We start from the raw sequence: 23,789 nt of genomic DNA, 5'->3' as shown, positions 1-23,789 counted from the left end.
AGCATGACAGATGTAACCCTAAAAGCGCTGGCCGCAGAGAGACAGGTTTCCGTGGATCGCCTGGTACAGCAGTTTGCTGATGCAGGTATCCGGAAATCTGCTGACGACTCTGTGTCCGCACAAGAAAAACAGACTTTACTGGCGCACCTGAACCGCGAAGCGGTTTCTGGTCCCGATAAACTGACGCTGCAGCGTAAGACGCGCAGCACCCTGAACATTCCAGGTACCGGTGGAAAAAGTAAATCGGTACAAATCGAAGTCCGCAAGAAGCGCACCTTTGTGAAACGCGATCCGCAAGAGGCTGAACGCCTGGCCGCGGAAGAGCAGGCGCAGCGTGAAGCGGAAGAGCAAGCCCGTCGTGAGGCAGAAGAACAGGCCAAACGCGAGGCGCAACAAAAAGCTGAACGCGAGGCCGCAGAACAAGCTAAGCGTGAAGCCGCTGAAAAAGCGAAACGTGAAGCTGCGGAAAAAGACAAAGTGAGCAATCAACAGACTGACGATATGACCAAAACCGCCCAGGCCGAAAAAGCCCGCCGTGAGAATGAAGCTGCAGAGCTGAAGCGTAAAGCGGAAGAAGAAGCACGTCGCAAACTCGAAGAAGAAGCGCGTCGTGTAGCAGAAGAAGCTCGCCGCATGGCGGAAGAAAACAAATGGACCGCAACGCCTGAGCCAGTAGAAGACACCAGTGACTATCATGTCACCACTTCTCAGCACGCTCGCCAGGCCGAAGACGAAAACGATCGTGAAGTAGAAGGCGGTCGTGGTCGTGGCCGTAATGCAAAAGCGGCGCGTCCGGCGAAAAAAGGCAAACATGCCGAATCCAAAGCCGATCGCGAAGAAGCGCGTGCTGCGGTTCGCGGCGGTAAAGGCGGCAAGCGTAAAGGGTCTTCTTTACAGCAAGGCTTCCAGAAGCCCGCTCAGGCCGTTAACCGCGACGTGGTGATCGGTGAAACCATCACCGTTGGCGAACTGGCGAACAAGATGGCGGTGAAAGGTTCTCAGGTCATCAAAGCGATGATGAAGCTGGGCGCCATGGCCACCATCAACCAGGTCATCGACCAGGAAACCGCACAGCTGGTTGCCGAAGAGATGGGCCACAAAGTTATCCTGCGTCGTGAAAACGAACTGGAAGAGGCGGTAATGAGCGACCGTGATACCGGCGCTGCGGCTGAACCGCGCGCCCCGGTTGTGACCATCATGGGTCACGTTGACCACGGTAAAACCTCTCTGCTGGACTACATTCGTTCCACGAAAGTGGCCTCTGGCGAAGCGGGCGGCATTACCCAGCACATCGGTGCTTACCACGTTGAAACTGACAACGGGATGATCACCTTCCTGGACACCCCGGGTCACGCCGCGTTTACCTCGATGCGTGCTCGTGGTGCGCAGGCAACGGATATCGTGGTTCTGGTGGTAGCGGCAGACGATGGCGTGATGCCGCAGACTATCGAAGCTATCCAGCACGCGAAAGCGGCAGGTGTGCCGGTCGTGGTTGCGGTGAACAAAATCGATAAGCCGGAAGCCGATCCGGATCGCGTTAAGAACGAACTGTCCCAGTACGGCATTCTGCCGGAAGAGTGGGGCGGCGAGAGCCAGTTCGTTCACGTGTCTGCGAAAGCGGGCACCGGTATCGACGAACTGCTGGACGCTATCCTGCTGCAGGCCGAAGTTCTGGAACTGAAAGCCGTTCGTAAAGGTATGGCGAGCGGTGCGGTGATCGAATCCTTCCTGGATAAAGGTCGTGGTCCGGTGGCTACCGTTCTGGTACGCGAAGGTACGCTGCATAAGGGCGATATCGTGCTGTGTGGCTTCGAATACGGCCGCGTGCGTGCGATGCGTAACGAACTGGGTCAGGAAGTGCTGGAAGCGGGGCCGTCCATTCCGGTGGAAATCCTCGGCCTGTCCGGCGTTCCGGCTGCGGGTGACGAAGTGACCGTCGTTCGCGACGAGAAGAAAGCGCGTGAAGTTGCTCTGTATCGTCAGGGTAAATTCCGTGAAGTTAAACTGGCGCGTCAGCAGAAATCTAAACTTGAGAACATGTTCGCCAACATGACCGAAGGCGAAGTTCACGAAGTGAACATCGTGCTGAAGGCCGACGTACAGGGTTCTGTGGAAGCGATCTCCGACTCCTTGCTGAAACTGTCTACCGACGAAGTGAAAGTGAAGATCATCGGTTCTGGCGTAGGTGGTATCACCGAAACCGACGCGACCCTGGCTGCGGCGTCCAACGCCATTCTGGTGGGCTTCAACGTTCGTGCCGATGCCTCTGCGCGTAAAGTGATCGAATCTGAAAGCCTGGATCTGCGTTACTACTCCGTCATCTATAACCTGATCGACGAAGTGAAAGCGGCGATGAGCGGTATGCTGTCTCCGGAACTGAAACAGCAGATTATCGGTCTGGCTGAAGTGCGCGATGTGTTCAAATCGCCGAAATTCGGCGCGATCGCGGGCTGTATGGTTACCGAAGGTACGATTAAACGCCATAACCCAATCCGCGTTCTGCGTGACAACGTGGTTATCTATGAAGGCGAGCTGGAATCCCTGCGCCGCTTCAAAGATGACGTTAACGAAGTCCGTAACGGCATGGAATGTGGTATCGGCGTGAAGAACTACAACGACGTTCGCGTTGGCGATATGATTGAAGTATTCGAAATCATCGAGATCCAACGTACCATCGCTTAAGGTTGGTTGGGTGTAGGCCGGATAAGGCGTTTACGTCGCCATCCGGCAATGTTATGCCTGATGGCGCTAGCGCTTATCAGGTCTACAGCCTGAATACCGTATTAATTTCAAAAAGGGGCTGATAGCCCCTTTTTTGTCTGGAGAATTTATTATGGCGAAAGAATTTGGTCGCCCTCAGCGCGTAGCGCAAGAGATGCAAAAAGAGATCGCAATCATCCTGCAGCGCGAAATTAAAGACCCGCGCCTGGGCATGATGACTACCGTCTCCGGTGTCGAAATGTCCCGTGACCTGGCCTATGCCAAAGTGTTTGTCACCTTTTTGAACGACAAAGATGAAGACGCAGTAAAAGCGGGCATCAAAGCGTTGCAGGAAGCGTCTGGTTTCATCCGCAGCTTGCTGGGTAAAGCGATGCGTCTGCGCATCGTGCCGGAACTGACCTTCTTCTACGACAACTCGCTGGTGGAAGGGATGCGTATGTCCAACCTGGTAACTAACGTGGTGAAACATGACGAAGAACGTCGTGTGAACCCGGACGACAGCAAGGAGGACTGATGAGTCGTCCTCGTCGTCGTGGCCGCGACATTCACGGCGTTCTGCTGCTGGATAAGCCGCAGGGTATGTCCAGCAATGACGTGCTGCAGAAAGTTAAGCGCATCTACAATGCCAACCGCGCCGGGCATACCGGCGCGCTGGACCCGCTGGCGACCGGCATGTTGCCGATTTGCCTCGGCGAAGCGACAAAATTTTCGCAGTACCTGCTGGATTCTGACAAACGCTATCGTGTTATTGCCCGTCTGGGGCAGCGCACGGATACCTCTGACGCCGATGGTCAAATCGTGCAGGAGCGTCCGGTGACTTTCAGCGCTGAGCAGCTTGCGAGCGCGCTGGAGACCTTTCGTGGGGATATCGAACAGATTCCCTCGATGTATTCGGCGCTGAAGTATCAGGGCAAGAAGCTGTACGAATATGCCCGCCAGGGTATCGAAGTGCCGCGCGAAGCCCGCCCGATTACCGTCTATGAGCTGCTGTTTATTCGCCATGAAGGTAACGAGCTGGAGCTGGAAGTTCATTGCTCCAAAGGCACCTATATTCGTACCATTATTGATGATTTAGGTGAGAAACTGGGCTGTGGCGCGCACGTAACGTACCTGCGTCGTCTGACGGTCAGCAAGTATCCGGTGGATCGTATGGTGACGCTGGAGCATTTGCAGACGCTGGTAGCACAGGCGGAGCAGCAGGGCGTTCCGGCGGCGCAGTTGCTCGATCCATTATTGATGCCAATGGACAGTCCAGCTTCGGACTATCCTGTTGTTAATCTGCCGTTAACATCTTCGGTATACTTCAAAAATGGCAACCCGGTTCGTACCACGGGCGCGCCGTTGAAGGGACTGGTTCGTGTGACGGAAGGTGAAGACGATAAATTTATCGGTATGGGCGAAATTGACGACGAAGGCCGTGTCGCGCCTCGTCGGCTGGTAGTAGAGTACCCAGCGTAATGTCGCTTCGTCTTGCGATAAGAGAGCGCTGCGAGTAGAATACCGCCGCTTAACGTCGCGTAAATTATTTAACAGTTTACGCGGCGTACACTGGGATCGCTGAATTAGAGATCGGCGTCCTCTCATTCTTAAATACTTTGGAGTTTTAAAATGTCTCTAAGTACTGAAGCTACAGCTAAAATCGTTTCTGAGTTCGGTCGTGACGCAAACGACACCGGTTCTACCGATGTTCAGGTTGCTCTGTTGACTGCACAGATTAACCACCTGCAGGGTCACTTTGCAGAGCATAAAAAAGATCACCACAGCCGTCGTGGTCTGCTGCGTATGGTTTCTCAGCGTCGTAAACTGCTCGACTACCTGAAACGTAAAGATGTTGCACGCTACACCGCGCTGATTGAGCGTCTGGGTCTGCGTCGCTAATTCTTTCGAGTTTCAGAAAGAGGGGGCCTTCATGGCCCCTTTTTTCCAGCAGATGGCAGCAATTCGCTGGAAACTAATGTATTGTTGCTATGAATGATCTTCCGTTGCAGAGGTTCGCGCGGCTAATGAGAGGCTTTACCCATATCAGGGTTAGGGTTGTCATTAGTCGCGAGGATGCGCAGAAGATCGGGTATTAACGACGGCGCGTATTATGCCGTCAAAAATTGGAAAGGATATTATTTTGCTTAATCCGATCGTTCGTAAATTCCAGTACGGTCAGCATACCGTTACGCTGGAAACTGGCATGATGGCGCGTCAGGCCACTGCCGCTGTTATGGTAAGCATGGATGACACCGCCGTATTCGTTACCGTTGTCGGCCAGAAAAAAGCCAAGCCAGGCCAGGACTTCTTCCCACTGACCGTTAACTATCAGGAGCGTACCTACGCTGCTGGTCGTATCCCGGGCAGCTTCTTCCGTCGTGAAGGCCGTCCAAGCGAAGGCGAAACCCTGATCGCGCGTCTGATTGACCGCCCGGTTCGTCCGCTGTTCCCGGAAGGCTTCGTTAACGAAGTGCAGGTTATTGCGACCGTCGTTTCCGTTAACCCGCAGGTTAACCCAGACATCGTTGCCATGATCGGCGCATCTGCTGCGCTGTCGCTGTCCGGCATTCCGTTCAACGGCCCAATCGGCGCGGCGCGCGTAGGTTACATCAATGACCAGTACGTGCTGAACCCGACCCAGGACGAGCTGAAAGAAAGCAAGCTGGACCTGGTGGTTGCCGGTACCGAAGCGGCTGTGCTGATGGTGGAATCCGAAGCTGAACTGCTGAGCGAAGACACTATGCTGGGCGCGGTGGTATTCGGTCACGAGCAGCAGCAGGTTGTTATCCAGGCGATCAACGATCTGGTGAAAGAAGCCGGTAAACCGCGTTGGGACTGGCAGCCGGAAGCCGTCAACGACGCGTTGAACGCGCGTGTTGCTGCGCTGGCTGAATCTCGTCTGAGCGACGCGTACCGCATCACCGATAAACAAGAGCGCTATGCTCAGGTTGACGTAATCAAATCCGAAACCATCGAGCAGCTTATTGCAGAAGATGAAACTCTGGATGCTAACGAGCTGGGCGAAATCCTGCACGCTATCGAGAAAAACGTGGTGCGTAGCCGCGTACTGGCAGGCGAGCCGCGTATTGATGGCCGTGAAAAAGACATGATCCGTGGTCTGGACGTGCGCACTGGCGTACTGCCGCGTACTCACGGTTCCGCTCTGTTTACCCGTGGTGAAACGCAGGCGCTGGTTACCGCAACTCTGGGTACTGCCCGTGACGCGCAGGTGCTTGATGAACTGATGGGCGAGCGTACTGACAGCTTCCTGTTCCACTACAACTTCCCTCCGTACTCCGTAGGCGAAACCGGCATGGTCGGTTCTCCGAAGCGTCGTGAAATTGGTCACGGTCGTCTGGCGAAGCGCGGCGTGCTGGCAGTGATGCCGGACATGGATAAATTCCCGTACACCGTTCGCGTGGTGTCTGAAATCACCGAATCCAACGGTTCTTCTTCTATGGCTTCCGTGTGCGGCGCTTCTCTGGCGCTGATGGACGCTGGCGTGCCAATTAAAGCCGCCGTAGCAGGTATCGCTATGGGTCTGGTGAAAGAAGGCGACAACTACGTTGTACTGTCTGACATTCTGGGCGACGAAGATCACCTGGGCGATATGGACTTCAAAGTGGCGGGTTCCCGCGACGGTATCTCTGCGCTGCAGATGGATATCAAAATTGAAGGTATCACCAAAGAGATCATGCAGGTTGCGTTGAACCAGGCTAAAGGCGCGCGTCTGCACATCCTGGGCGTGATGGAACAGGCGATCAACGCGCCGCGCGGCGATATCTCTGAATTCGCGCCGCGTATCCATACCATCAAGATCAGCACGGACAAGATCAAAGACGTGATCGGTAAAGGCGGTTCTGTGATCCGCGCGCTGACTGAAGAGACCGGCACCACCATCGAAATCGAAGATGACGGTACTGTGAAGATCGCGGCGACCGACGGTGAAAAAGCGAAATACGCTATCCGTCGTATCGAAGAGATTACCGCGGAGATCGAAGTCGGCCGTATCTACAATGGTAAAGTGACCCGTATCGTTGACTTTGGCGCGTTTGTTGCCATCGGCGGCGGTAAAGAAGGTCTGGTTCACATCTCTCAAATCGCGGATAAGCGTGTAGAGAAAGTGACCGATTATCTGCAGATGGGTCAGGAAGTCCCGGTTAAGGTTCTGGAAGTTGACCGCCAGGGCCGTGTACGTCTGAGCATTAAAGAAGCAACCGAGCAGTCTCAACCTGCGGCTGCGCCGGAAGCTCCGGCGAGCGAACAGGCCGAGTAAGGTAGCCTTTTGCCCTCCGCAGTGCGGAGGGCTTTAGACCTGGCTGGACGCCTTGTTGAGCCACCGGGGAACAGGACGTTCATTCAATCGTTGTCTTCGGGAGTGGGAAATGAAGCCTTTTTTGCGCTGGTGTTTCGTTGCGACAGCACTTACGCTTGCAGGATGCAGTAATTCCGCCTGGCGTAAAAGTGAAGTCCTCGCAGTACCATTGCAACCGACTTTACAGCAGGAAGTGATTCTGGCGCGTATGGAACAGATTCTTGCCAGTCGGGCTTTAACCGATGACGAACGCGCACAGCTTTTATATGAGCGCGGAGTGTTGTATGATAGTCTTGGTTTGAGGGCATTAGCGCGAAATGATTTTTCACAAGCGCTGGCAATCAGACCGGATATGCCTGAAGTATTCAATTACTTAGGCATTTATTTAACGCAGGCAGGCAATTTTGATGCTGCCTATGAAGCGTTTGATTCTGTACTAGAGCTTGATCCAACTTACAACTACGCGCACTTAAACCGCGGTATCGCATTGTATTACGGCGGCCGTGATAAGTTAGCGCAAGATGATCTGCTGGCGTTTTATCAAGACGATCCCAATGATCCTTACCGCAGCCTGTGGCTGTATCTTGTTGAGCAGAAGCTTAATGAGAAGCAGGCGAAAGAAGCGTTAAAAGCACGCTTTGAAAAATCGGATAAAGAGCAATGGGGATGGAACATTGTCGAGTTCTACCTGGGCGACATTAGCGAAGCAACGCTGATGGAAAGGCTCAAGGCGGACGCAACGGATAACACCTCGCTCGCTGAGCATCTCAGTGAAACCAACTTCTATTTAGGTAAGTATTACCTAAGTCTGGGGGATTTGGACAGCGCCACGGCTCTGTTCAAACTGGCGGTGGCCAACAACGTTCATAACTTTGTTGAGCACCGATACGCATTGTTGGAATTATCGCTCCTGGGCCAGGACCAAGATGACCTGGCAGAATCGGACCAGCAATAGCTGACGAACATATCAGCCCGTAATCTTTTTGATTGCCATCACCTTCGCGGGTGAGGGCGTTGTTGTTCGTTAATACACCTACTTTGAGCCGGTTCACACTTTTCAATGAAAATTGCAGATCAATTTCATGATGAGTTATGTAGACTGGCCGCCATTAATTTTGAGGCACACGTACTACATGGCTGAATTCGAAACCACTTTTGCAGATCTGGGGCTGAAGGCTCCTATCCTTGAAGCCCTTACCGATCTGGGTTACGAAAAACCATCTCCAATCCAGGCAGAGTGCATTCCGCATCTGCTGGGCGGTCGCGACGTGCTGGGCATGGCCCAGACCGGTAGCGGCAAAACCGCAGCGTTCTCTTTACCGCTGCTCAACAATCTTGATCCTGAGCTGAAGGCACCTCAGATTCTGGTGCTGGCGCCAACCCGCGAACTGGCGGTACAGGTTGCCGAAGCCATGACGGATTTCTCTAAACACATGCGCGGCGTAAACGTGGTTGCCCTGTACGGCGGTCAGCGTTATGACGTGCAGTTACGCGCCCTGCGTCAGGGGCCGCAGATCGTTGTCGGTACGCCGGGACGTCTGCTTGATCACTTAAAACGTGGCACTCTCGACCTCTCTAAACTGAGTGGTCTGGTGCTGGATGAAGCCGACGAAATGCTGCGTATGGGCTTCATCGAAGACGTTGAAACTATTATGGCGCAGATCCCGGAAGGTCATCAGACCGCTCTGTTCTCCGCCACCATGCCGGAAGCGATTCGTCGCATTACCCGCCGCTTTATGAAAGAGCCGCAGGAAGTGCGCATTCAGTCCAGCGTGACTACCCGTCCTGACATCAGCCAGAGCTACTGGACTGTCTGGGGCATGCGTAAAAACGAAGCGCTGGTGCGTTTCCTGGAAGCGGAAGACTTTGATGCGGCGATTATCTTCGTACGTACCAAAAACGCGACCCTGGAAGTAGCAGAAGCGCTGGAACGTAGCGGCTACAACAGCGCCGCGTTGAATGGCGATATGAACCAGGCGCTGCGTGAGCAGACTCTGGAACGCCTGAAAGATGGTCGTCTGGACATCCTGATCGCCACCGATGTTGCGGCACGTGGTCTGGACGTTGAACGTATCAGCCTGGTGGTGAACTACGATATCCCGATGGACTCCGAGTCCTACGTTCACCGTATCGGTCGTACCGGTCGTGCGGGTCGCGCCGGTCGCGCGCTGCTGTTCGTTGAGAACCGCGAGCGTCGTCTGCTGCGCAACATCGAACGCACCATGAAGCTGACCATTCCGGAAGTGGAACTGCCGAACGCAGAACTGCTGGGTAAACGCCGTCTGGAAAAATTCGCCGCGAAAGTTCAGCAGCAACTGGAAAGCAGCGATCTGGATCAGTACCGTGCGCTGCTGGCGAAAATCCAGCCGTCTGCCGAAGGTGAAGAGCTGGATCTCGAAACGCTGGCCGCCGCACTGCTGAAAATGGCGCAGGGCGAGCGTCCGCTGATTCTGCCGCCGGATGCGCCGATGCGTCCTAAGCGTGAATTCCGTGACCGTGACGACCGTGGTCCGCGCGATCGTAATGACCGTGGCCCGCGTGGCGATCGTGAAGAACGTCCGCGTCGTGAACGTCGTGACGTTGGCGATATGCAGTTATACCGCATTGAAGTGGGCCGTGATGACGGCGTTGAAGTTCGTCATATCGTGGGCGCTATCGCTAACGAAGGCGACATTAGCAGCCGTTACATTGGTAACATTAAGCTGTTCGCGTCTCACTCCACCATCGAGCTGCCGAAAGGTATGCCGGGCGAAGTGTTGCAGCACTTCACGCGTACCCGCATTCTGAACAAGCCGATGAATATGCAGCTGTTGGGTGATGCGGTTCCGCACGCGGGCGGCGAACGTCGTGAAAGCCGTGGTCCGCGTCGTGATGACTCTACCGGTCGCCGTCGTTTCGGCGGTGATGCGTAACTCTCGCTGACCTGCGCATTCACAGCGTAAAGTAAAATATACAGCCCCGATCGTCACAATCGGGGCTTTTTTTTATTTCTTTTGTACTCGTGTACTGGTACAGTGCAACGTATTGAGAGATAGTCACATTATAAATGACTGGAGAGAGAGCTGAATGGCAACACTTACCACCACCCAAACGTCACCTTCGCTGCTTGGCGGCGTGGTGATTATCGGCGGCACCATCATTGGCGCGGGGATGTTCTCCCTGCCGGTGGTCATGTCCGGGGCGTGGTTCTTCTGGTCGATGGCGGCGCTGGTCTTTACCTGGTTTTGTATGCTGCACTCCGGGCTGATGATCCTCGAAGCCAACCTTAACTACCGCATTGGTTCGAGTTTCGACACCATCACCAAAGACCTGTTGGGCAAAGGCTGGAACGTGGTAAACGGCATCTCTATTGCCTTTGTGCTCTATATCCTGACCTACGCCTACATTTCGGCGAGCGGCTCGATTCTGCACCATACCTTTGCTGAGATGTCGCTGAACGTGCCGGCACGAGCAGCAGGCTTTGTCTTCGCGCTGCTGGTGGCGTTTGTTGTCTGGTTGAGTACTAAAGCGGTGAGCCGCATGACGGCCATCGTACTGGGCGCGAAGGTGATTACCTTCTTCCTGACCTTCGGCAGCCTGTTGGGGCACGTTCAGCCTGCCACGTTGTTTAACGTGGCTGAAAGCCACGCGTCATATACGCCGTACCTGCTGATGACGCTGCCATTTTGTCTGGCCTCTTTTGGTTATCACGGTAACGTACCGAGCTTGATGAAATATTACGGCAAAGATCCGCGTACCATCGTCAAATGCCTGATTTATGGGACGTTACTGGCGCTGGTGCTCTATTCCGTCTGGCTGCTGGGGACGATGGGCAACATCCCGCGTCCGGAATTTATCGGCATTGCGCAGAAAGGCGGCAATATTGATGTGCTGGTACAGGAGTTGAGCGGCGTGCTGAACAGCCGCAGCCTGGATCTGCTGCTGGTGGTGTTCTCTAACTTTGCGGTCGCCAGTTCCTTCCTTGGCGTGACGCTGGGGCTGTTTGACTATCTGGCGGATCTGTTTGGTTTTGATGACTCGGCAATGGGGCGTTTTAAAACGGCGCTGCTGACTTTCCTGCCGCCGATGATTGGTGGCCTGCTGTACCCGAACGGTTTTCTGTACGCCATTGGCTATGCAGGTTTAGCTGCAACTATCTGGGCGGCCATTGTGCCTGCGCTGTTGGCACGTAAATCTCGCGAACGTTTCGGCAGCCCGAAATTCCGCGTCTGGGGCGGTAAACCGATGATTGCCCTGATTTTGGTCTTCGGTGTTGGCAACGCGGTTATCCATATTCTGTCGAGCTTTAATTTGCTGCCGGTGTACCAGTAATTGAACGAGCCGGATGAGCTGTTTTCATCCGGCAATATTTCACAAGTCCGCGAAATGGTATCAAATAAAACCCTGTTTATTATAAAGTTCTTCGGCGAGTGCTTCCCCGTGTTCATCGAAAAAAGCATCGGCGATAGTTAAATTTTCTGCCTTAGGATTTGCCGTTATTCTGCTACCATTGGCGTCAAATTCGAGCGCGATGGCGATCTCCGAACCCCACCAGTAATAATAAATTAGCGCAAAATTATTTTCCCCTGGCGTAATAAATTTCTCGATTCCCCGCACACAGGCCATGAGTGGCATGAAGATTTCATAGCTCTCTGAGAGAAATATGTGATCCATCGTGACTATCTGTGTTTCTTTATTAAAGTTGATATGTTCAGCATAAATATTCTTTTCACTTTCACCAGAATTACATGTGGCAAGATTGTTAAGCATTTTTGCAGGATCGCCGTACAACCTTTGCTCCTCAGTAAACCATGGCAACCAGTCGTCATAGTCTTTAATATTTGTTGCCGGTGAACGGAAAAATTTCTTGAGGTTACTCTCGGTAATATGTGCATGAAGAAAAAAGGAAGCAGGTTCACTCATGATGATTTTCTCTGGTAATAAGTCGATTTATTCATATCCCTGTTCGGCCATGATAAAACGATTACTATTTTATAAAAGTACAGAACTGGACCTTTCCTCTATTTCATATCATAGGAAAATATATACTTGAACTGGTTCAGAATAAGCGGAATACGAAAATGGGGTGTAAAGGACTACTCGCTATTGTATTATTGAGCCTGTTTATCGCTTTTATTTTAAAATTTTTCTGGCTCACTCCGTACGATGAAGACGTTTACCTGCCAGTGGAAAAACCTGTCGCATCGTCTTTAAAAATCATTCACCCCGGCGACCAGTTATTTATCCGCATTCTGAAAGCGGAAGATAAGCTGGAACTGTGGGCAAGCGCCAATAACAAGCCTTACAAACTCTACAAAACCTGGACTATATGCGCATGGTCTGGTGGCTTAGGGCCAAAACATAAACAGGGAGATGGTAAAAGCCCGGAAGGCTTTTATGCCACCAACAAAGGGTTGCTTAACCCAAACAGCCGCTATCATCTGGCATTTAATATTGGCTACCCGAATGCTTACGATCGGGCAAATGGCTACACCGGTGATTTCATTATGGTTCACGGGAACTGCGTTTCGGCCGGTTGCTATGCCATGACCGATGCCGGTATTGAAGAGATTTATCAACTGGTGGCGCAGGCGCTAAACAGCGGGCAGAAGAGCGTGCCTGTCCATATCTTCCCATTTACGATGAATGACGAAAATATGCGCCAGGCGCAAGCATGGCCGGAATATAATTTCTGGCGTATGTTGAAGCCCGGCTATGATTACTTCGAAAAAAATCGCCGATTGCCAACCATCACCGTTGAAAATCGGCGTTATAAAATCAGCCCAACAACTCTTCCTTAACATCCATCGCTAAATCAAACGAATGCAGGCGTGCCTGGTGGTCGAAAATCTGCCCGTTTACCATAATTTCATCCGCTTGGGTCTCCCGCAGGATGGATTCCAGCCCGTGGCGGACTTTCGCTTTATCACCGACCAGCGACATACTCAGCGCCTGCTGCACGCCATACTGCTCGGATGGCGACCAGAAGGTCTCCATATTCTCAATCGGCGGCGGCAGTTGGCCGGTTTCCCCACGGCGTAGCTTCACGAAAGCCTGCTGCATGGAGGTAAACAGGAATTCGGCGTCGCGGTTGCTGTCGGCGGCGATAATATTGATACACACCATCGCGTACGGTTTTTCCAGCCGCGCTGAAGGTTTGAACTGGGTACGGTACAGATGCAGCGCCTGGAACAACATATCCGGCGCGAAATGCGAAGCAAAGGCGAACGGCAGGCCAAGCTGGGCCGCCAACTGTGCGCTATACAAGCTGGAGCCCAGCAGCCAGACCGGGACCTGCTCGCCGTAGCCGGGCACCGGGCGCACATGCGGATTAGGGTCGCGAGCGTCGAACCAGTCCACCAGCTCTGCGACATCGCGTGGAAAGTTATCGATATCGCCGCTCATATGGCGACGTAGCGCGCGCATCGTCGGCTGATCGCTACCCGGCGCGCGTCCCAACCCTAAGTCGATACGTCCCGGATAGAGCGTATTCAGCGTGCCGAACTGCTCGGCAATCACCAGCGGTGAATGGTTAGGCAGCATCACGCCGCCGGAGCCAAGATGTAATGTTGTGGTATTGGCCGCCAGATAACCAATCAATACCGAGGTCGCCGCGCTGGCGATACCGGTCATGTTGTGATGTTCTGCCAGCCAGTAGCGGTGATAACCGCGCTTTTCAGCCAGCCGTGCGAGATCCAGCGAGTGCGTGAAGGCTTCTTTTGCCGAAGCTCCTTCAGGGATCGGCGCCAGATCCAGCGCCGAGAACGGAATAGTTTTGTCAGTCATAACGGCTCACTTTGTTACCGGTTAATCTTTTAATACTGCATTAAAGATTAGCGAATGTTGTTAACAAAGTGAGCTTTATGAGACTGACGGCAAAAACAATGCCCGATAGCGCTGCGCTTATCGGGCCTACGGGATCGCTATTTGTAGGCCAGATAAGGTCTTTATGCCGCCATCCGGCTAGGCCTGTAGCTCCAGACCTGCCAGCCGCTTCCAGTAGCCGTTACAGTCGCTATGCGCGGCAAGCGGTAATGGCGCGCCGCCGTTTTCGTTAGCGCGAAAGGCATCAAGCATGGCAAATGTCTCCGTCCCCAACGGCGACAGCCGCACGATATCGACCAATCCCTGCATCGACGTCAGTTCGTTGCCAAGGTTATAGACATAGCCGCTCATGGTCTGAATACCGTTAAGCACAAACACCTGCTGATTCTCTTGCGAGAGCACGTCACGACCGTTTGGATACTTGATACAGCAGGTTTCGCACTCATCTTTCGGGCGGTCTTCCGAACGGGCGGTAAAGCAGCGAGCGGAGTAGGCCAGCGGCAGATGCCCGTAGCTCAACACTTCCACTTCAAACTGATTGCGGATGCCCAGTTCATCGCACTGATTAAGCAAATTCACCAGCCAGTCGCGGGAGAGCTCCACCGGCATACACCAGCGTACCATGCCTTCTTTCAGCAACCGGCGCAGCGTGACCGCGTTGTAGCAATTCAGCGCATGGCCGGCGACAAACGGCAGTTTGCGCTCGGCGCACAGATTCACCACGCCAAGATCGCTGGCTTCCAGCAGAAAATCGCCGTTGTCCACATAGCGTTTCAGCTCGCTTAATTCAGATGACGCCTGTACCAGCGCCAGGGGGGAGAGCACCACCTGCTTACCGCTGGCGGCGAGGGATTTCGCCATTTCCAGCCAGTCGCCGACTTTGGTCGCGCGACGCTTGCTGCACACCGCTTCGCCCAGATAAATGACATCAGCGCTGCTTTTTGCGGCCTGCTGATAAAAATCTTCCAGCGTCTCTTTCGGCCAGTAATAAAGCACCGGTCCTAAGGAATATTTCATAGCTCCTCTCACTGCCATTTACGGTGATATGCGCCAAGCGTGGTTTGGGTGCCTTCGGACATCGCGCCGAGCGTCTCCATCCAGTCGCGCTGTGGAACGAAGTTTTGCGGGGCGGCTTTGCAGCGATCGATCGCCTGGCGCCACACTTTCGCCACCTGGCTGACGTAGGCCGGGCTGCGCTGGCGGCCTTCGATCTTCACCGAAGCGATGTTCGCCGCCATGAGCTCCGGCAGCAGTTCCAGCGTGTTCAGGCTGGTTGGCTCCTCCAGCGCGTGATAGCGCTCGCCGTCCACTAAATAGCGGCCTTTGCACAGCGTTGGGTAGCCCGCGTTTTCGCCATCCTGGTAACGGTCAATCAGGACATCATTCAGGCGCGATTCCAGCCCCTGCGGCGTTTGCTGCCAACGGACAAAGCGGGCGGGAGAGCAGGCGCCGACGGTATTGGGCGACTCCCCCGTCAGGTAGGAAGAAAGATAGCAGCGACCTTCCGCCATAATGCACAGGCTGCCAAACGCGAATACCTCCAGCGGCACCGGCGTGACGCGGGCCAGTTGTTTTACCTGGTGAATCGACAGTACACGCGGCAGTACTACGCGGTGGACATCAAAGTTGCGGTGATAAAAGCGAATCGCCTCTTCGTTGGTTGCCGAGGCCTGAACGGAAACATGGCGCTCAATATGTGGGTAACGCTCTGCGGCATATTCCAGCATAGCGAGGTCGGCAAGAATCAGCGCGTCGGCGCCAAGCTGCGCCGCCATATCCACGGCGCGCTGCCAGCGGGCATAGCCGTCCGGATGCGCAAAAGTATTAATGGCGATGTGTAATTTGCGGCGATGCTGGTGAACAAAACTCACCGCTTCCTGCAATTTTTTTTCGGTAAAGTTAAGGCCGGCAAAATGACGGGCATTGGTATCGTCTTTTAACCCGATATAAACGGCGTCAGCGCCGTTTTCGATGGCCGCCTTCAGCGCCGGGAGATTTCCGGCAGGGCAGAGCAGCTCCATAATTTATCCTGAGGGTTACGTCTGAGACGCAAAATTGTTAACGAACAGGGATTTTAGTTAACCTTGCTGCGACAATTTTTGATTTAAGGCAGTTAAAGGCGTATTGGTAACACCAATAATGGGGTAGAAAATCAGACCCAATTGTTGATTTACGCCGCCATGTGATTTATTGGATATGGCAAAATAACAGGACTATTGAAACAGGGAGTAAAGCTCGTGTTAGATAAACTGCGTTCACGCTTAGTCCATGCTGGCCCGTCTCTGATGAGTGTACCGGTTAAACTGACGCCCTTTGCGCTAAAGCGCCAGGTTCTGGAACAGGTTCTGAGCTGGCAGTTTCGTCAGGCGCTGGCCGATGGAGAGCTGGAATTCCTCGAAGGTCGTTGGTTAAGCATTCATGTTCGTGACATCGACTTAAAATGGTATACCACGGTTGAAAATGAAAAGCTGATCGTTAGCCAGCAGGCGGATGCTGACGTCAGTTTTAGCGCCGACGCCAGCGATCTGCTAATGATAGCTGCCCGTAAACAGGACCCGGATACGCTCTTTTTCCAGCGTCGACTGGTCATTGAAGGCGATACTGAGTTAGGGTTGTATGTGAAGAATCTGATGGACGCCATCGAACTGGAGCAGATGCCGAAAGCGTTACGCGTTATGCTGCTGCAACTGGCGGATTTTGTTGAGGCGGGAATGAAAAACTCGCCGGAAACCAAACAGACCTCGGTAGGTGAACCATGCTAATTCGAGTAGAAATTCCTATTGATGCGCCTGGTATTGATGCGCTGTTACGCCGTTCATTCGAAAGCGATGCGGAAGCGAAGCTGGTTCACGATTTGCGTGAAGATGGTTTTCTGACGCTCGGACTGGTGGCCACGGATGATGAAGGTCAGGTGGTGGGCTATGTCGCCTTTAGCCCGGTTGATGTGCAGGGCGAAGATTTACAGTGGGTCGGCATGGCGCCGCTGGCGGTCGATGAAAAGTATCGCGGGCAAGGGCTGGCGCGCCAGTTAGTGTATGAAGGGCTGGATTCGCTCAACGAGTTCGGCTACGCGGCGGTCGTGACGCTGGGCGATCCGGCGTTATATAGCCGCTTCGGTTTTGAACTGGCCGCACATTACGATCTTCACTGCCGTTGGCCCGGTACGGAAAGCGCTTTCCAGGTACACCGTTTGGCTGAGGATGCGCTGGAGGGCGTGACGGGGCTGGTGGAGTATCACGACCACTTCAATCGTTTTTAAGCACCGGCGTTTGCAGGCTGGACAGCAGCGCCTCAAACGCTTCGCGTTCCGTCACAAGGCGCTCTTTCTGGCGCTTTGTGAGCTGTTTGATGCGATACTCTATGCGCAGGGCCAGCGAGCGATCGCCAACCTGCGCCGCAAACGCCAGCGTTAACTCGCCTTTTCCCCGTAATGCTTTTGCGCCTTTTCCCGTTTGATGCTGCCTGTAACGACGCGCCACATCGGTGGTTATTCCGGTGTAAAGCGCATTGTCTGCAGTACGAATCAGATACAGATACCAGGGTGTCATTGTCGCCATCAGCATGATAATTTTCAGGTTCCCAGTATAAGCGAGAATAAAGATGGACACACTTACCGCTATTGGCCGTTGGCTGGCGAAACAACACGTGGTGACCTGGTGCGTACACCATGAGGGAGAGCTGTGGTGCGCCAATGCGTTTTATTTGTTTGATGCGCAAAACGTCGCGCTGTATCTGTTAACGGATGATAAAACCCGCCATGCGCAAATGTCCGGCGCGTGCGCGCCAGTTGCGGGAACGGTCAATGGTCAGCCGAAAACGGTGGCGCGCATTCGCGGCGTACAGTTTAAAGGGGAAATTCGCCGTCTGGAGGGGCAGGAGAGCGACGCCGCGCGTAAAGCTTACCTTCGTCGCTTCCCGGTCGCCAGGGTGCTGCCAGCGCCGGTATGGGAAATCCGGCTGGATGAAATTAAATTCACCGACAACACGCTGGGGTTTGGTAAAAAACTGCACTGGTTACGCGACTCACGCGCCCAGCAGACGTAGCGCCTCGCGGTTAAATGCCGGCAGGTCGTCAGGCGTGCGGCTGGTCACCAGCTGATCTTTATCGACGACGACTTCCTGATCGTAAAATTCCGCGCCCGCGTTCTTCACATCGATAATAATCGGTTTCACCGCCGTGAGTTTGCGGCCACGAATGACATCGGCGCTGATCAACAACTGCGGGCCGTGGCAAATGGCAAAAACCGGTTTACCGCTGTTAACGAAATCGCGGGTAAAATCCACGAAACGGCTGTCGCCGCGCAGGTAGTCCGGCGAATGACCTCCCGGCAATAGCAAGGCGTCGAACTCGTCGGGACGAACGTCATCAATAGCCTTATCAATGGTGACGCTGGCCTCGCCTTTTTTTCCTTTCACCGTTTTACCCGCCTCTTTTTCGATGGTGATGACCTCATGGCCGGCCTGACGGAATTCTGCTGCCGGCGAGGTAAATTCTGAATCTTCAAATTCATCGGTAATCAAAACGGCAATTTTCTTACTCATGCGTTTCCTCCGCAGTGGTGGCGTCGGGTAAGGCAAATTTTCCACAATGATGGATACTTACCTCGTAGATTATTAAGCTTGGTCGATAGGGCCGAGAGTGCAAGGTGGACAAATCTGTAAAGGAGCGAGGATGAGTCAGGTACTGATTACCGGCGCGACCGGACTGGTCGGCGGACATCTGCTGAGAATGTTAATCAACACGCCGCAGGTGAGCGCTATCGCCGCGCCGACGCGTCGCCCGCTGACGGATATTGTCGGCGTTTATAACCCTCACGATCCGCAGCTTACCGACGCGTTAGCTCAGGTGACCGACCCGGTGGATATTGTTTTTTGCTGCCTGGGCACGACCCGGCGTGAAGCGGGAAGTAAAGCGGCGTTTATTCATGCGGATTATACGCTGGTGGTTGATACCGCGCTGACCGGGCGTCGACTGGGCGCGCAGCACATGTTGGTGGTCAGCGCAATGGGAGCAAACGCGCACTCTCCGTTTTTCTACAATCGGGTGAAAGGATAAATGGAAGAGGCGTTAATCGCGCAAAATTGGCCTCGTTTGACGATTGCCCGGCCTTCTATGCTGCTCGGCGACAGAACAACGCGGCGGGTGAATGAAACGCTTTTCGCTCCGCTATTCCGGCTGCTGCCCGGAAACTGGAAATCGATTGATGTGCGGGATGTGGCGCGGGCCATGCTGGCGGAAGCGCTGGCGCCAGCACAAGAAGGCGTGACGATTCTGACCTCATCGCAACTGCGGGAAAAAGCGGAATAGCGAAGCCGGATGATTTACCGGATGGCGACGCGGTTTACACATTTTTATCGCCACCCGGCACACCGGTTACTTAATATACGTAAAGGCGGTGGTCACGCGTTTCACGCCGCTCACCCGGCTGGCGATGTCCGCTGCCGCTTTACCTTCACGTTCAGTCACCAGGCCCAGCAGGAACACTTCGCCATTTTCGGTGGTGACTTTCACGTTTGACGATTTTACCTGATCGCTGGTCAGTAGCTGTGAGCGAACTTTCGTGGTGATCCAGGTATCGTTAGAGGCGGTCCCCAGGCCGATAGGCTGACCCTGGCGAATCTCGTTATAGACCTCGGTGGTGCCTTCAACGCCCATCGCTATCTGTTTCGCGCGTGCGGAGAGTTCGCTGTTTGGCGACTGGCCCACTAACAAAACTTTGCCCTGATAAGCCGTGACATTGATGCGCGTCTCTTTTTTGATTTGCTCATCTTTCGACAGCGCGCTGCTGACACGCAGTTCCAGCGTTCCGTCATCCACCTGGGTGCCCACGCTACGCGGGTCGGTTGCGGCTTTGGTGCCGACGGCTGCCGTACCCACTACCGCGGCGGCGACGCAACCTTGCAATAGCAACGCAGAAATAAGGACTGCGAGCGGCGAAAATGCCTTCATGTGTACTCCTTAATCATCCTGGTGAGGAAAAAGCGTGTTATCGATCAAATCGCACAGGCAGTTTACCGTCAGCATATGCATTTCCTGAATGCGCGCGCTGTGGTGTGAAGGGATACGAATTTCGACATCCTGCGGCCCTAATAGTCCGGCCAGCTCGCCCCCGTCATACCCGGTTAGCGCCACAATGGTCATGTCACGTGTGACGGCTGCTTCAACGGCTTTTACGATATCGCGACTATTACCACGCGTAGAGATCGCCAATAAAACATCGCCTGCATGTCCCAGCGCCCGGACTTGTTTTGCATAAACTTCATCGTGCAGGCGATCGTTAGCGATCGCAGTTAAGACCACATTATCGGTATTTAGTGCAATGGCGGGTAAACTGGGTCGCTCCGTTTCAAAGCGGTTAATCATGCTGGCAGCAAAATGCTGTGCGTTGGCCGCGGACGTCCCGTTTCCACAACAGAGGATTTTGTTGCCGTTAAGCAGGGAATGAACCAGCGTCATGGCGGCGCGGGAAATGGCATCCGGAAGCGCTTCCGCCGCAGCAATTTGAGTTTGAATGCTTTCTGTAAAGCAAACTTTGATTCTTTCGAGCACGCTAATCCTTAAAATCTTCAATTATGGGTGGTCGTTAAACGCATCCCGAAACCACTCAATCTCATTTCCGGTGAAGGCTAACACATCGAACCGACAATCCACAGTATCAAAACTCCCATTCTGGCGGGCGAGCCACAAGCGGGCAGTATGTAATAATTTGTGTTGCTTGCTGCGGGTCACACTAGCCGCCGCGCCGCCATAAAGCCCGGAGCGCCGATAGCGGACCTCAACAAAAACCGTCGTTTTTCCGTCGCGCATGATCAGATCGATTTCGCCGCCGCGCTCGCGCACGTTGGCGGCGATAAACCGCAGTCCTTTGCTTTCCAGCCAGCGACGCGCGGCAGCTTCCCACGCGTCGCCAGCCTGTTTACGCGTTAGCTGGCGGGAACAATCTCCCCTTGCTGGTATTTGAGCCATGATAACTTCCTGTTAATCACACAATCCGGGCTGGCGGTTAATGCGCCGGTATTACCATTGATCTCAAACCCCTGCACCTGACGCATCTGCGAAAAGTGGTTCGCCAGCGTCCAGGCATCCACGCCCATGGCGTACATCCGCGCCAGAGAATAGTCGTTATGTACAGCGCTCAGCGCCTGCTGCATCAACGGCATATTGCCGCCTGCCAGCATAGGAATTTCACTGTATTGTAAACCCTCCATTTCCAGACGGAAGTCGGGGCCGGAGGTGCCTTGCGCGCTGCGGGAGCTGGCATACAGCGTCGCGCCACTCTGAGTGCCGTTACGCATGGCGATCATCGGTTTGATAAAGCCAATCTCTTCCGGCGTAGCCAGAATATAGACCGCGTCTACGCGTCCGCCGCCGGTGATTTGCGCGTCGGTCGGCGGCGCAGGGATGGTCAGACCGCCAATGGTGACGCCAGGCTGCGCAGGCACGCTGGCGGCGACCGGACTGCCCGTCAACGCGATACCCGCGCCGCCGTTCACACCCATTTTCAGCTCGGCTACGGAGCCGAATTTTTGCTGTAACACGATGCCGCCGCCCAGTTTTTGCCACTCCTGGGTGAAGGCGTTCGCCACGCGATCGCCAAGCGTGCTGCGTGGGATCAACAGTAGCGGCGACTGCTTGCCCTGGTCATAAATATGATGCGCCGCGTCACGGGCTTCATCTTCTGGAGAGAGCGCGAAATAGCAGATATTAGGGAAGCTACGTACCGTTTCCGGCTGGTTGAGCGCCAGCACGTTGAGCGGCGTGTTGCTTTTCATCAGCGCTTCCACATTGTTTTTCAACAGCGGCCCGACCACGATACTGGCGCCGTCTTGCTGAACCTGAGCAAGCACCTGATCCAACGGCTGGGAAGAGGTATCATAGATTTTTAATTCAGCGGAGGGATCCGCCGGCGCGCTTGCTGTAGCAGGGGGAGTCTGTGGCGCGCTGACTGGCGTAGCGGACTGGGATGGAGCGTCATCAGTCAGATCGCTCATCGAGGCCTGCGACGGACTGGCGACGCCGTTGGTCATTTGTGGTTGCGTCTCCTCCACGCCAGGTTCGACCGGCGCGTCAGGAGCGGCGGCAGGCTGCATCTCCACCGCCTGGGTGCCGAGGTTTTTCGCGGCTTCGAAACCTTGCTGGATGGTACGGCCAAACACGGCAGCCTGACCGTTCAGCGGCAGCAGCAGAGCGATTTTGCTGGTGGAAGCTGGTTTAAAACGTTGTACATTGACGAGCTGCGTCGGCAGCATTTTCGCCCCCGGATTTTGCGGGTAGCGTTTTTGCCAGTCGGCGATCCCGGCTTTCAGCATGTCCGGATCGTTGCGGTTGTCAAACCAGACGCGTTGCAGATCCAGCCAGCCCTGAAGCACATTTTCATCGGCGTTGATAACCAGCGTCCTGGCCTGATCCGGCGTCATGGCGGAGAGCGCCTGCCAGGTGGCGTCGATATTTTTTTGTTTATCTTTCGCCGCCAGTAGCGGTTCCTGGGCGATTAACGCCCGCAACAGGGTAAGCGACGGGCGTCCCTGGCTGGCAACGATCTGCGCCTGCCAGTAACGCGCTTGCTGATGTGGCGCAAAGTCGGCGGGTTTTAGTTTATCCAGCAAGGCCTGCGCGCCTGCGACATCTTTTTGCGCCAGTTTGATTTCTACCGCTAATAAAGACTGTTCGCGACGCTGGGTATCGTTCAGATTTTGCGGGAGTTGGTTGAACAGGTCGACGGCCTGCTGGCTTTTTCCTTCTTTCAGCAGTGCATGAATGGCGAGTAATTGCCAGTTGGTCTTGCTATCATCTGCGCTTTGCTGCATCTGATGCAGGTAAAAGGCGGAGTCAGCTTGCGCTGAACCCTGCATATAGGCTGCGCTTTGATCTGGCGCCTGGGTGCCGCACCCGGCGAAAAGTAGCGCAGCCAGGACGACAGGCAGCGCGCGTGCGGCGTTCAAACGAGAAAATGTTGAGGGTACCATACTGTATCCAGTGATATTTTTTTACGCAATGCTCAATATTAAATCGGCAATACGGACGACACAATGAAACAAAACGAATCGGCGGATAATTCTCAGGGCCAACTCTTTATTGTACCTACTCCTATCGGTAATCTGGCGGATATTACCCAGCGTGCGTTGGAGGTGTTACAGGCTGTAGATCTGATTGCCGCCGAGGATACTCGTCACACCGGTTTATTGCTGCAACATTTTGGGATTAATGCCCGATTGTTCGCGCTGCACGACCATAACGAACAACAAAAAGCGGAAACGCTGGTCGCGAAGCTAAAAGAAGGGCAGAACATTGCGCTGGTTTCCGACGCCGGTACGCCACTAATTAATGACCCCGGCTACCACCTGGTGCGTACCTGCCGTGAAGCGGGGATTCGCGTGGTGCCGCTACCGGGGCCGTGTGCGGCGATTGCCGCCCTGAGCGCCGCTGGCCTGCCATCTGACCGTTTCTGCTATGAAGGCTTTTTACCGGCGAAATCCAAAGGCCGCCGTGATGCGCTAAAAGCCATTGAAACGGAACCGCGAACGCTGATTTTTTATGAGTCAACCCACCGCCTGTTAGATAGCCTGGAAGATATCGTCGCGGTATTGGGAGAATCCCGTTATGTGGTGCTGGCGCGTGAGCTGACCAAAACCTGGGAAACCATTCACGGCGCGCCGGTCGGCGAGCTGCTGGCGTGGGTCAAAGAGGATGAAAACCGTCGCAAAGGCGAAATGGTGCTGATTGTCGAAGGCCATAAAGCGCAAGAAGACGACCTGCCCGCCGACGCGCTGCGCACGCTGGCGCTGCTACAGGCAGAACTGCCGCTGAAAAAAGCGGCGGCGCTGGCAGCAGAAATTCACGGCGTGAAGAAAAATGCGCTGTATAAGTATGCGCTGGAGCAGCAGGAAGAATAAAAGCGAGCGCCCGGGAACCGCCTTTTATCGCCATCGCGTTAATACTCAATCAGGTGATTGATGTGGGTAAAGTGAT

The 23,789-nt window shown here is 54.3% G+C and carries 24 protein-coding genes and 1 pseudogene; 15 read left to right on the top strand and 10 right to left on the bottom strand.

Features of this window, described 5'->3' with window-relative positions:
* Positions 1–3: 3 nt before the first annotated feature.
* The 9 genes from infB to mtr all read left to right on the top strand — a co-directional run bounded on the left by infB (position 4) and on the right by mtr (position 11,326).
* The gene (infB, locus tag ACFK9X_RS20945) at positions 4–2,682 is read left to right on the top strand and encodes a translation initiation factor IF-2 (RefSeq protein WP_000133064.1); all 2,679 of its coding nucleotides are present in this window, start codon (positions 4–6) and stop codon (positions 2,680–2,682) included.
* 151 nt (positions 2,683–2,833) lie between these two features.
* Positions 2,834–3,235: a 30S ribosome-binding factor RbfA gene (gene rbfA, locus ACFK9X_RS20940; RefSeq protein WP_001040199.1), complete on the top strand. Its 402-nt coding sequence runs from the start codon at positions 2,834–2,836 to the stop codon at positions 3,233–3,235.
* A complete protein-coding gene (gene truB / locus ACFK9X_RS20935) occupies positions 3,235–4,179 on the top strand; it encodes a tRNA pseudouridine(55) synthase TruB (protein ID WP_000089674.1) in 945 nt (314 codons plus the stop codon). Before rbfA ends, truB begins: the two co-directional genes overlap by 1 nt.
* A gap of 150 nt (positions 4,180–4,329) precedes the next feature.
* Positions 4,330–4,599 (top strand): 30S ribosomal protein S15, encoded by a 270-nt coding sequence (rpsO, locus tag ACFK9X_RS20930; RefSeq protein ID WP_000059465.1) that lies wholly within the window; start codon positions 4,330–4,332, stop codon positions 4,597–4,599.
* 241 nt (positions 4,600–4,840) lie between these two features.
* A complete protein-coding gene (gene pnp / locus ACFK9X_RS20925) occupies positions 4,841–6,976 on the top strand; it encodes a polyribonucleotide nucleotidyltransferase (RefSeq protein ID WP_001670767.1) in 2,136 nt (711 codons plus the stop codon).
* Positions 6,977–7,085: 109 nt separating this feature from the next.
* The gene (gene nlpI, locus ACFK9X_RS20920; RefSeq protein ID WP_000802069.1) at positions 7,086–7,970 is read left to right on the top strand and encodes a lipoprotein NlpI; all 885 of its coding nucleotides are present in this window, start codon (positions 7,086–7,088) and stop codon (positions 7,968–7,970) included.
* A gap of 105 nt (positions 7,971–8,075) precedes the next feature.
* Complete coding sequence (gene yrbN / locus ACFK9X_RS20915; protein ID WP_010723222.1) at positions 8,076–8,156, top strand: protein YrbN; 81 nt, start codon at positions 8,076–8,078, stop codon at positions 8,154–8,156.
* Positions 8,149–9,927 (top strand): DEAD/DEAH family ATP-dependent RNA helicase, encoded by a 1,779-nt coding sequence (locus ACFK9X_RS20910; protein WP_151117598.1) that lies wholly within the window; start codon positions 8,149–8,151, stop codon positions 9,925–9,927. Before yrbN ends, ACFK9X_RS20910 begins: the two co-directional genes overlap by 8 nt.
* A gap of 154 nt (positions 9,928–10,081) precedes the next feature.
* A complete protein-coding gene (gene mtr, locus ACFK9X_RS20905; protein WP_151117595.1) occupies positions 10,082–11,326 on the top strand; it encodes a tryptophan permease in 1,245 nt (414 codons plus the stop codon).
* A 60-nt stretch (positions 11,327–11,386) separates the two neighbouring features.
* On the opposite strand, the gene ACFK9X_RS20900 is transcribed toward mtr, so the two are convergent.
* Positions 11,387–11,917, bottom strand: a complete 531-nt coding sequence (locus ACFK9X_RS20900; RefSeq protein WP_151117593.1) for a cytoplasmic protein — start codon at positions 11,915–11,917, stop codon at positions 11,387–11,389.
* 158 nt (positions 11,918–12,075) lie between these two features.
* Between ACFK9X_RS20900 and ACFK9X_RS20895 the strand changes: the two genes are divergently transcribed.
* A complete protein-coding gene (locus tag ACFK9X_RS20895; protein ID WP_151117591.1) occupies positions 12,076–12,795 on the top strand; it encodes a murein L,D-transpeptidase family protein in 720 nt (239 codons plus the stop codon).
* On the opposite strand, the gene ACFK9X_RS20890 is transcribed toward ACFK9X_RS20895, so the two are convergent.
* The 3 genes from ACFK9X_RS20890 to ACFK9X_RS20880 all read right to left on the bottom strand — a co-directional run bounded on the left by ACFK9X_RS20890 (position 12,773) and on the right by ACFK9X_RS20880 (position 15,840).
* On the bottom strand, positions 12,773–13,780 hold the full coding sequence (locus tag ACFK9X_RS20890) for an LLM class flavin-dependent oxidoreductase (RefSeq protein WP_000130410.1): 1,008 nt from the start codon (positions 13,778–13,780) through the stop codon (positions 12,773–12,775). The genes ACFK9X_RS20895 and ACFK9X_RS20890 overlap by 23 nt on opposite strands.
* 177 nt (positions 13,781–13,957) lie before the next feature.
* Positions 13,958–14,854, bottom strand: a complete 897-nt coding sequence (locus tag ACFK9X_RS20885; RefSeq protein WP_151117589.1) for a U32 family peptidase — start codon at positions 14,852–14,854, stop codon at positions 13,958–13,960.
* The gene (locus ACFK9X_RS20880) at positions 14,845–15,840 is read right to left on the bottom strand and encodes a peptidase U32 family protein (protein ID WP_000421309.1); all 996 of its coding nucleotides are present in this window, start codon (positions 15,838–15,840) and stop codon (positions 14,845–14,847) included. The genes ACFK9X_RS20885 and ACFK9X_RS20880 overlap by 10 nt, the downstream gene beginning before the upstream one ends.
* Before the next feature lie 216 nt (positions 15,841–16,056).
* Here ACFK9X_RS20880 and ACFK9X_RS20875 point away from each other — a divergent pair, with 216 nt between their 5' ends.
* The gene (locus ACFK9X_RS20875; RefSeq protein ID WP_000884721.1) at positions 16,057–16,581 is read left to right on the top strand and encodes an SCP2 domain-containing protein; all 525 of its coding nucleotides are present in this window, start codon (positions 16,057–16,059) and stop codon (positions 16,579–16,581) included.
* A complete protein-coding gene (locus tag ACFK9X_RS20870; RefSeq protein WP_000908562.1) occupies positions 16,575–17,078 on the top strand; it encodes a GNAT family N-acetyltransferase in 504 nt (167 codons plus the stop codon). The genes ACFK9X_RS20875 and ACFK9X_RS20870 overlap by 7 nt, the downstream gene beginning before the upstream one ends.
* Here the strand turns inward: ACFK9X_RS20870 and ACFK9X_RS20865 are convergent.
* Positions 17,065–17,382 carry a GIY-YIG nuclease family protein gene (locus ACFK9X_RS20865; protein WP_000928379.1) on the bottom strand — a complete coding sequence of 106 codons (318 nt, stop codon included), beginning with the start codon at positions 17,380–17,382 and terminating at the stop codon, positions 17,065–17,067. The two genes, ACFK9X_RS20870 and ACFK9X_RS20865, sit on opposite strands and share 14 nt — an antisense overlap.
* A gap of 37 nt (positions 17,383–17,419) precedes the next feature.
* On the opposite strand from ACFK9X_RS20865, the gene ACFK9X_RS20860 reads away from it, so the two are divergent.
* Entirely contained in the window at positions 17,420–17,863 is a 444-nt protein-coding gene (locus ACFK9X_RS20860) for a YhbP family protein (RefSeq protein ID WP_151117586.1), read from the top strand.
* Here the strand turns inward: ACFK9X_RS20860 and yhbO are convergent.
* Positions 17,843–18,361: a protein/nucleic acid deglycase gene (yhbO, locus tag ACFK9X_RS20855; protein ID WP_000037599.1), complete on the bottom strand. Its 519-nt coding sequence runs from the start codon at positions 18,359–18,361 to the stop codon at positions 17,843–17,845. The two genes, ACFK9X_RS20860 and yhbO, sit on opposite strands and share 21 nt — an antisense overlap.
* 130 nt (positions 18,362–18,491) lie before the next feature.
* Here yhbO and ACFK9X_RS20850 point away from each other — a divergent pair.
* Positions 18,492–19,127: pseudogene (locus ACFK9X_RS20850) on the top strand (NAD(P)H-binding protein).
* A gap of 66 nt (positions 19,128–19,193) precedes the next feature.
* On the opposite strand, the gene dolP reads toward ACFK9X_RS20850, so the two are convergent.
* From dolP to ACFK9X_RS20830, 4 genes are read right to left on the bottom strand one after another with little or no spacing between them, the layout of a single operon-like run.
* Positions 19,194–19,769, bottom strand: a complete 576-nt coding sequence (gene dolP, locus ACFK9X_RS20845; RefSeq protein WP_000643280.1) for a division/outer membrane stress-associated lipid-binding lipoprotein — start codon at positions 19,767–19,769, stop codon at positions 19,194–19,196.
* A gap of 9 nt (positions 19,770–19,778) precedes the next feature.
* Positions 19,779–20,369, bottom strand: coding sequence for a DnaA initiator-associating protein DiaA (diaA, locus tag ACFK9X_RS20840; RefSeq protein WP_000893481.1), 591 nt, complete (start codon positions 20,367–20,369; stop codon positions 19,779–19,781).
* Between the two features lie 21 nt (positions 20,370–20,390).
* Positions 20,391–20,786 (bottom strand): YraN family protein, encoded by a 396-nt coding sequence (locus tag ACFK9X_RS20835; RefSeq protein ID WP_151117584.1) that lies wholly within the window; start codon positions 20,784–20,786, stop codon positions 20,391–20,393.
* Complete coding sequence (locus tag ACFK9X_RS20830) at positions 20,744–22,786, bottom strand: penicillin-binding protein activator (RefSeq protein ID WP_151117582.1); 2,043 nt, start codon at positions 22,784–22,786, stop codon at positions 20,744–20,746. Before ACFK9X_RS20830 ends, ACFK9X_RS20835 begins: the two co-directional genes overlap by 43 nt.
* Before the next feature lie 63 nt (positions 22,787–22,849).
* On the opposite strand from ACFK9X_RS20830, the gene rsmI reads away from it, so the two are divergent.
* A complete protein-coding gene (gene rsmI, locus ACFK9X_RS20825) occupies positions 22,850–23,713 on the top strand; it encodes a 16S rRNA (cytidine(1402)-2'-O)-methyltransferase (RefSeq protein WP_000812288.1) in 864 nt (287 codons plus the stop codon).
* Positions 23,714–23,789: the final 76 nt, after the last annotated feature.

Origin of the sequence: Salmonella sp. WC3 (assembly GCF_042932255.1) — a bacterium.
Lineage (GTDB): Bacteria > Pseudomonadota > Gammaproteobacteria > Enterobacterales > Enterobacteriaceae > Salmonella > Salmonella enterica.
The sequence above is the reverse complement of the archived record's forward strand: the minus strand, read 5'-3'. Positions and strand labels throughout refer to the sequence as shown.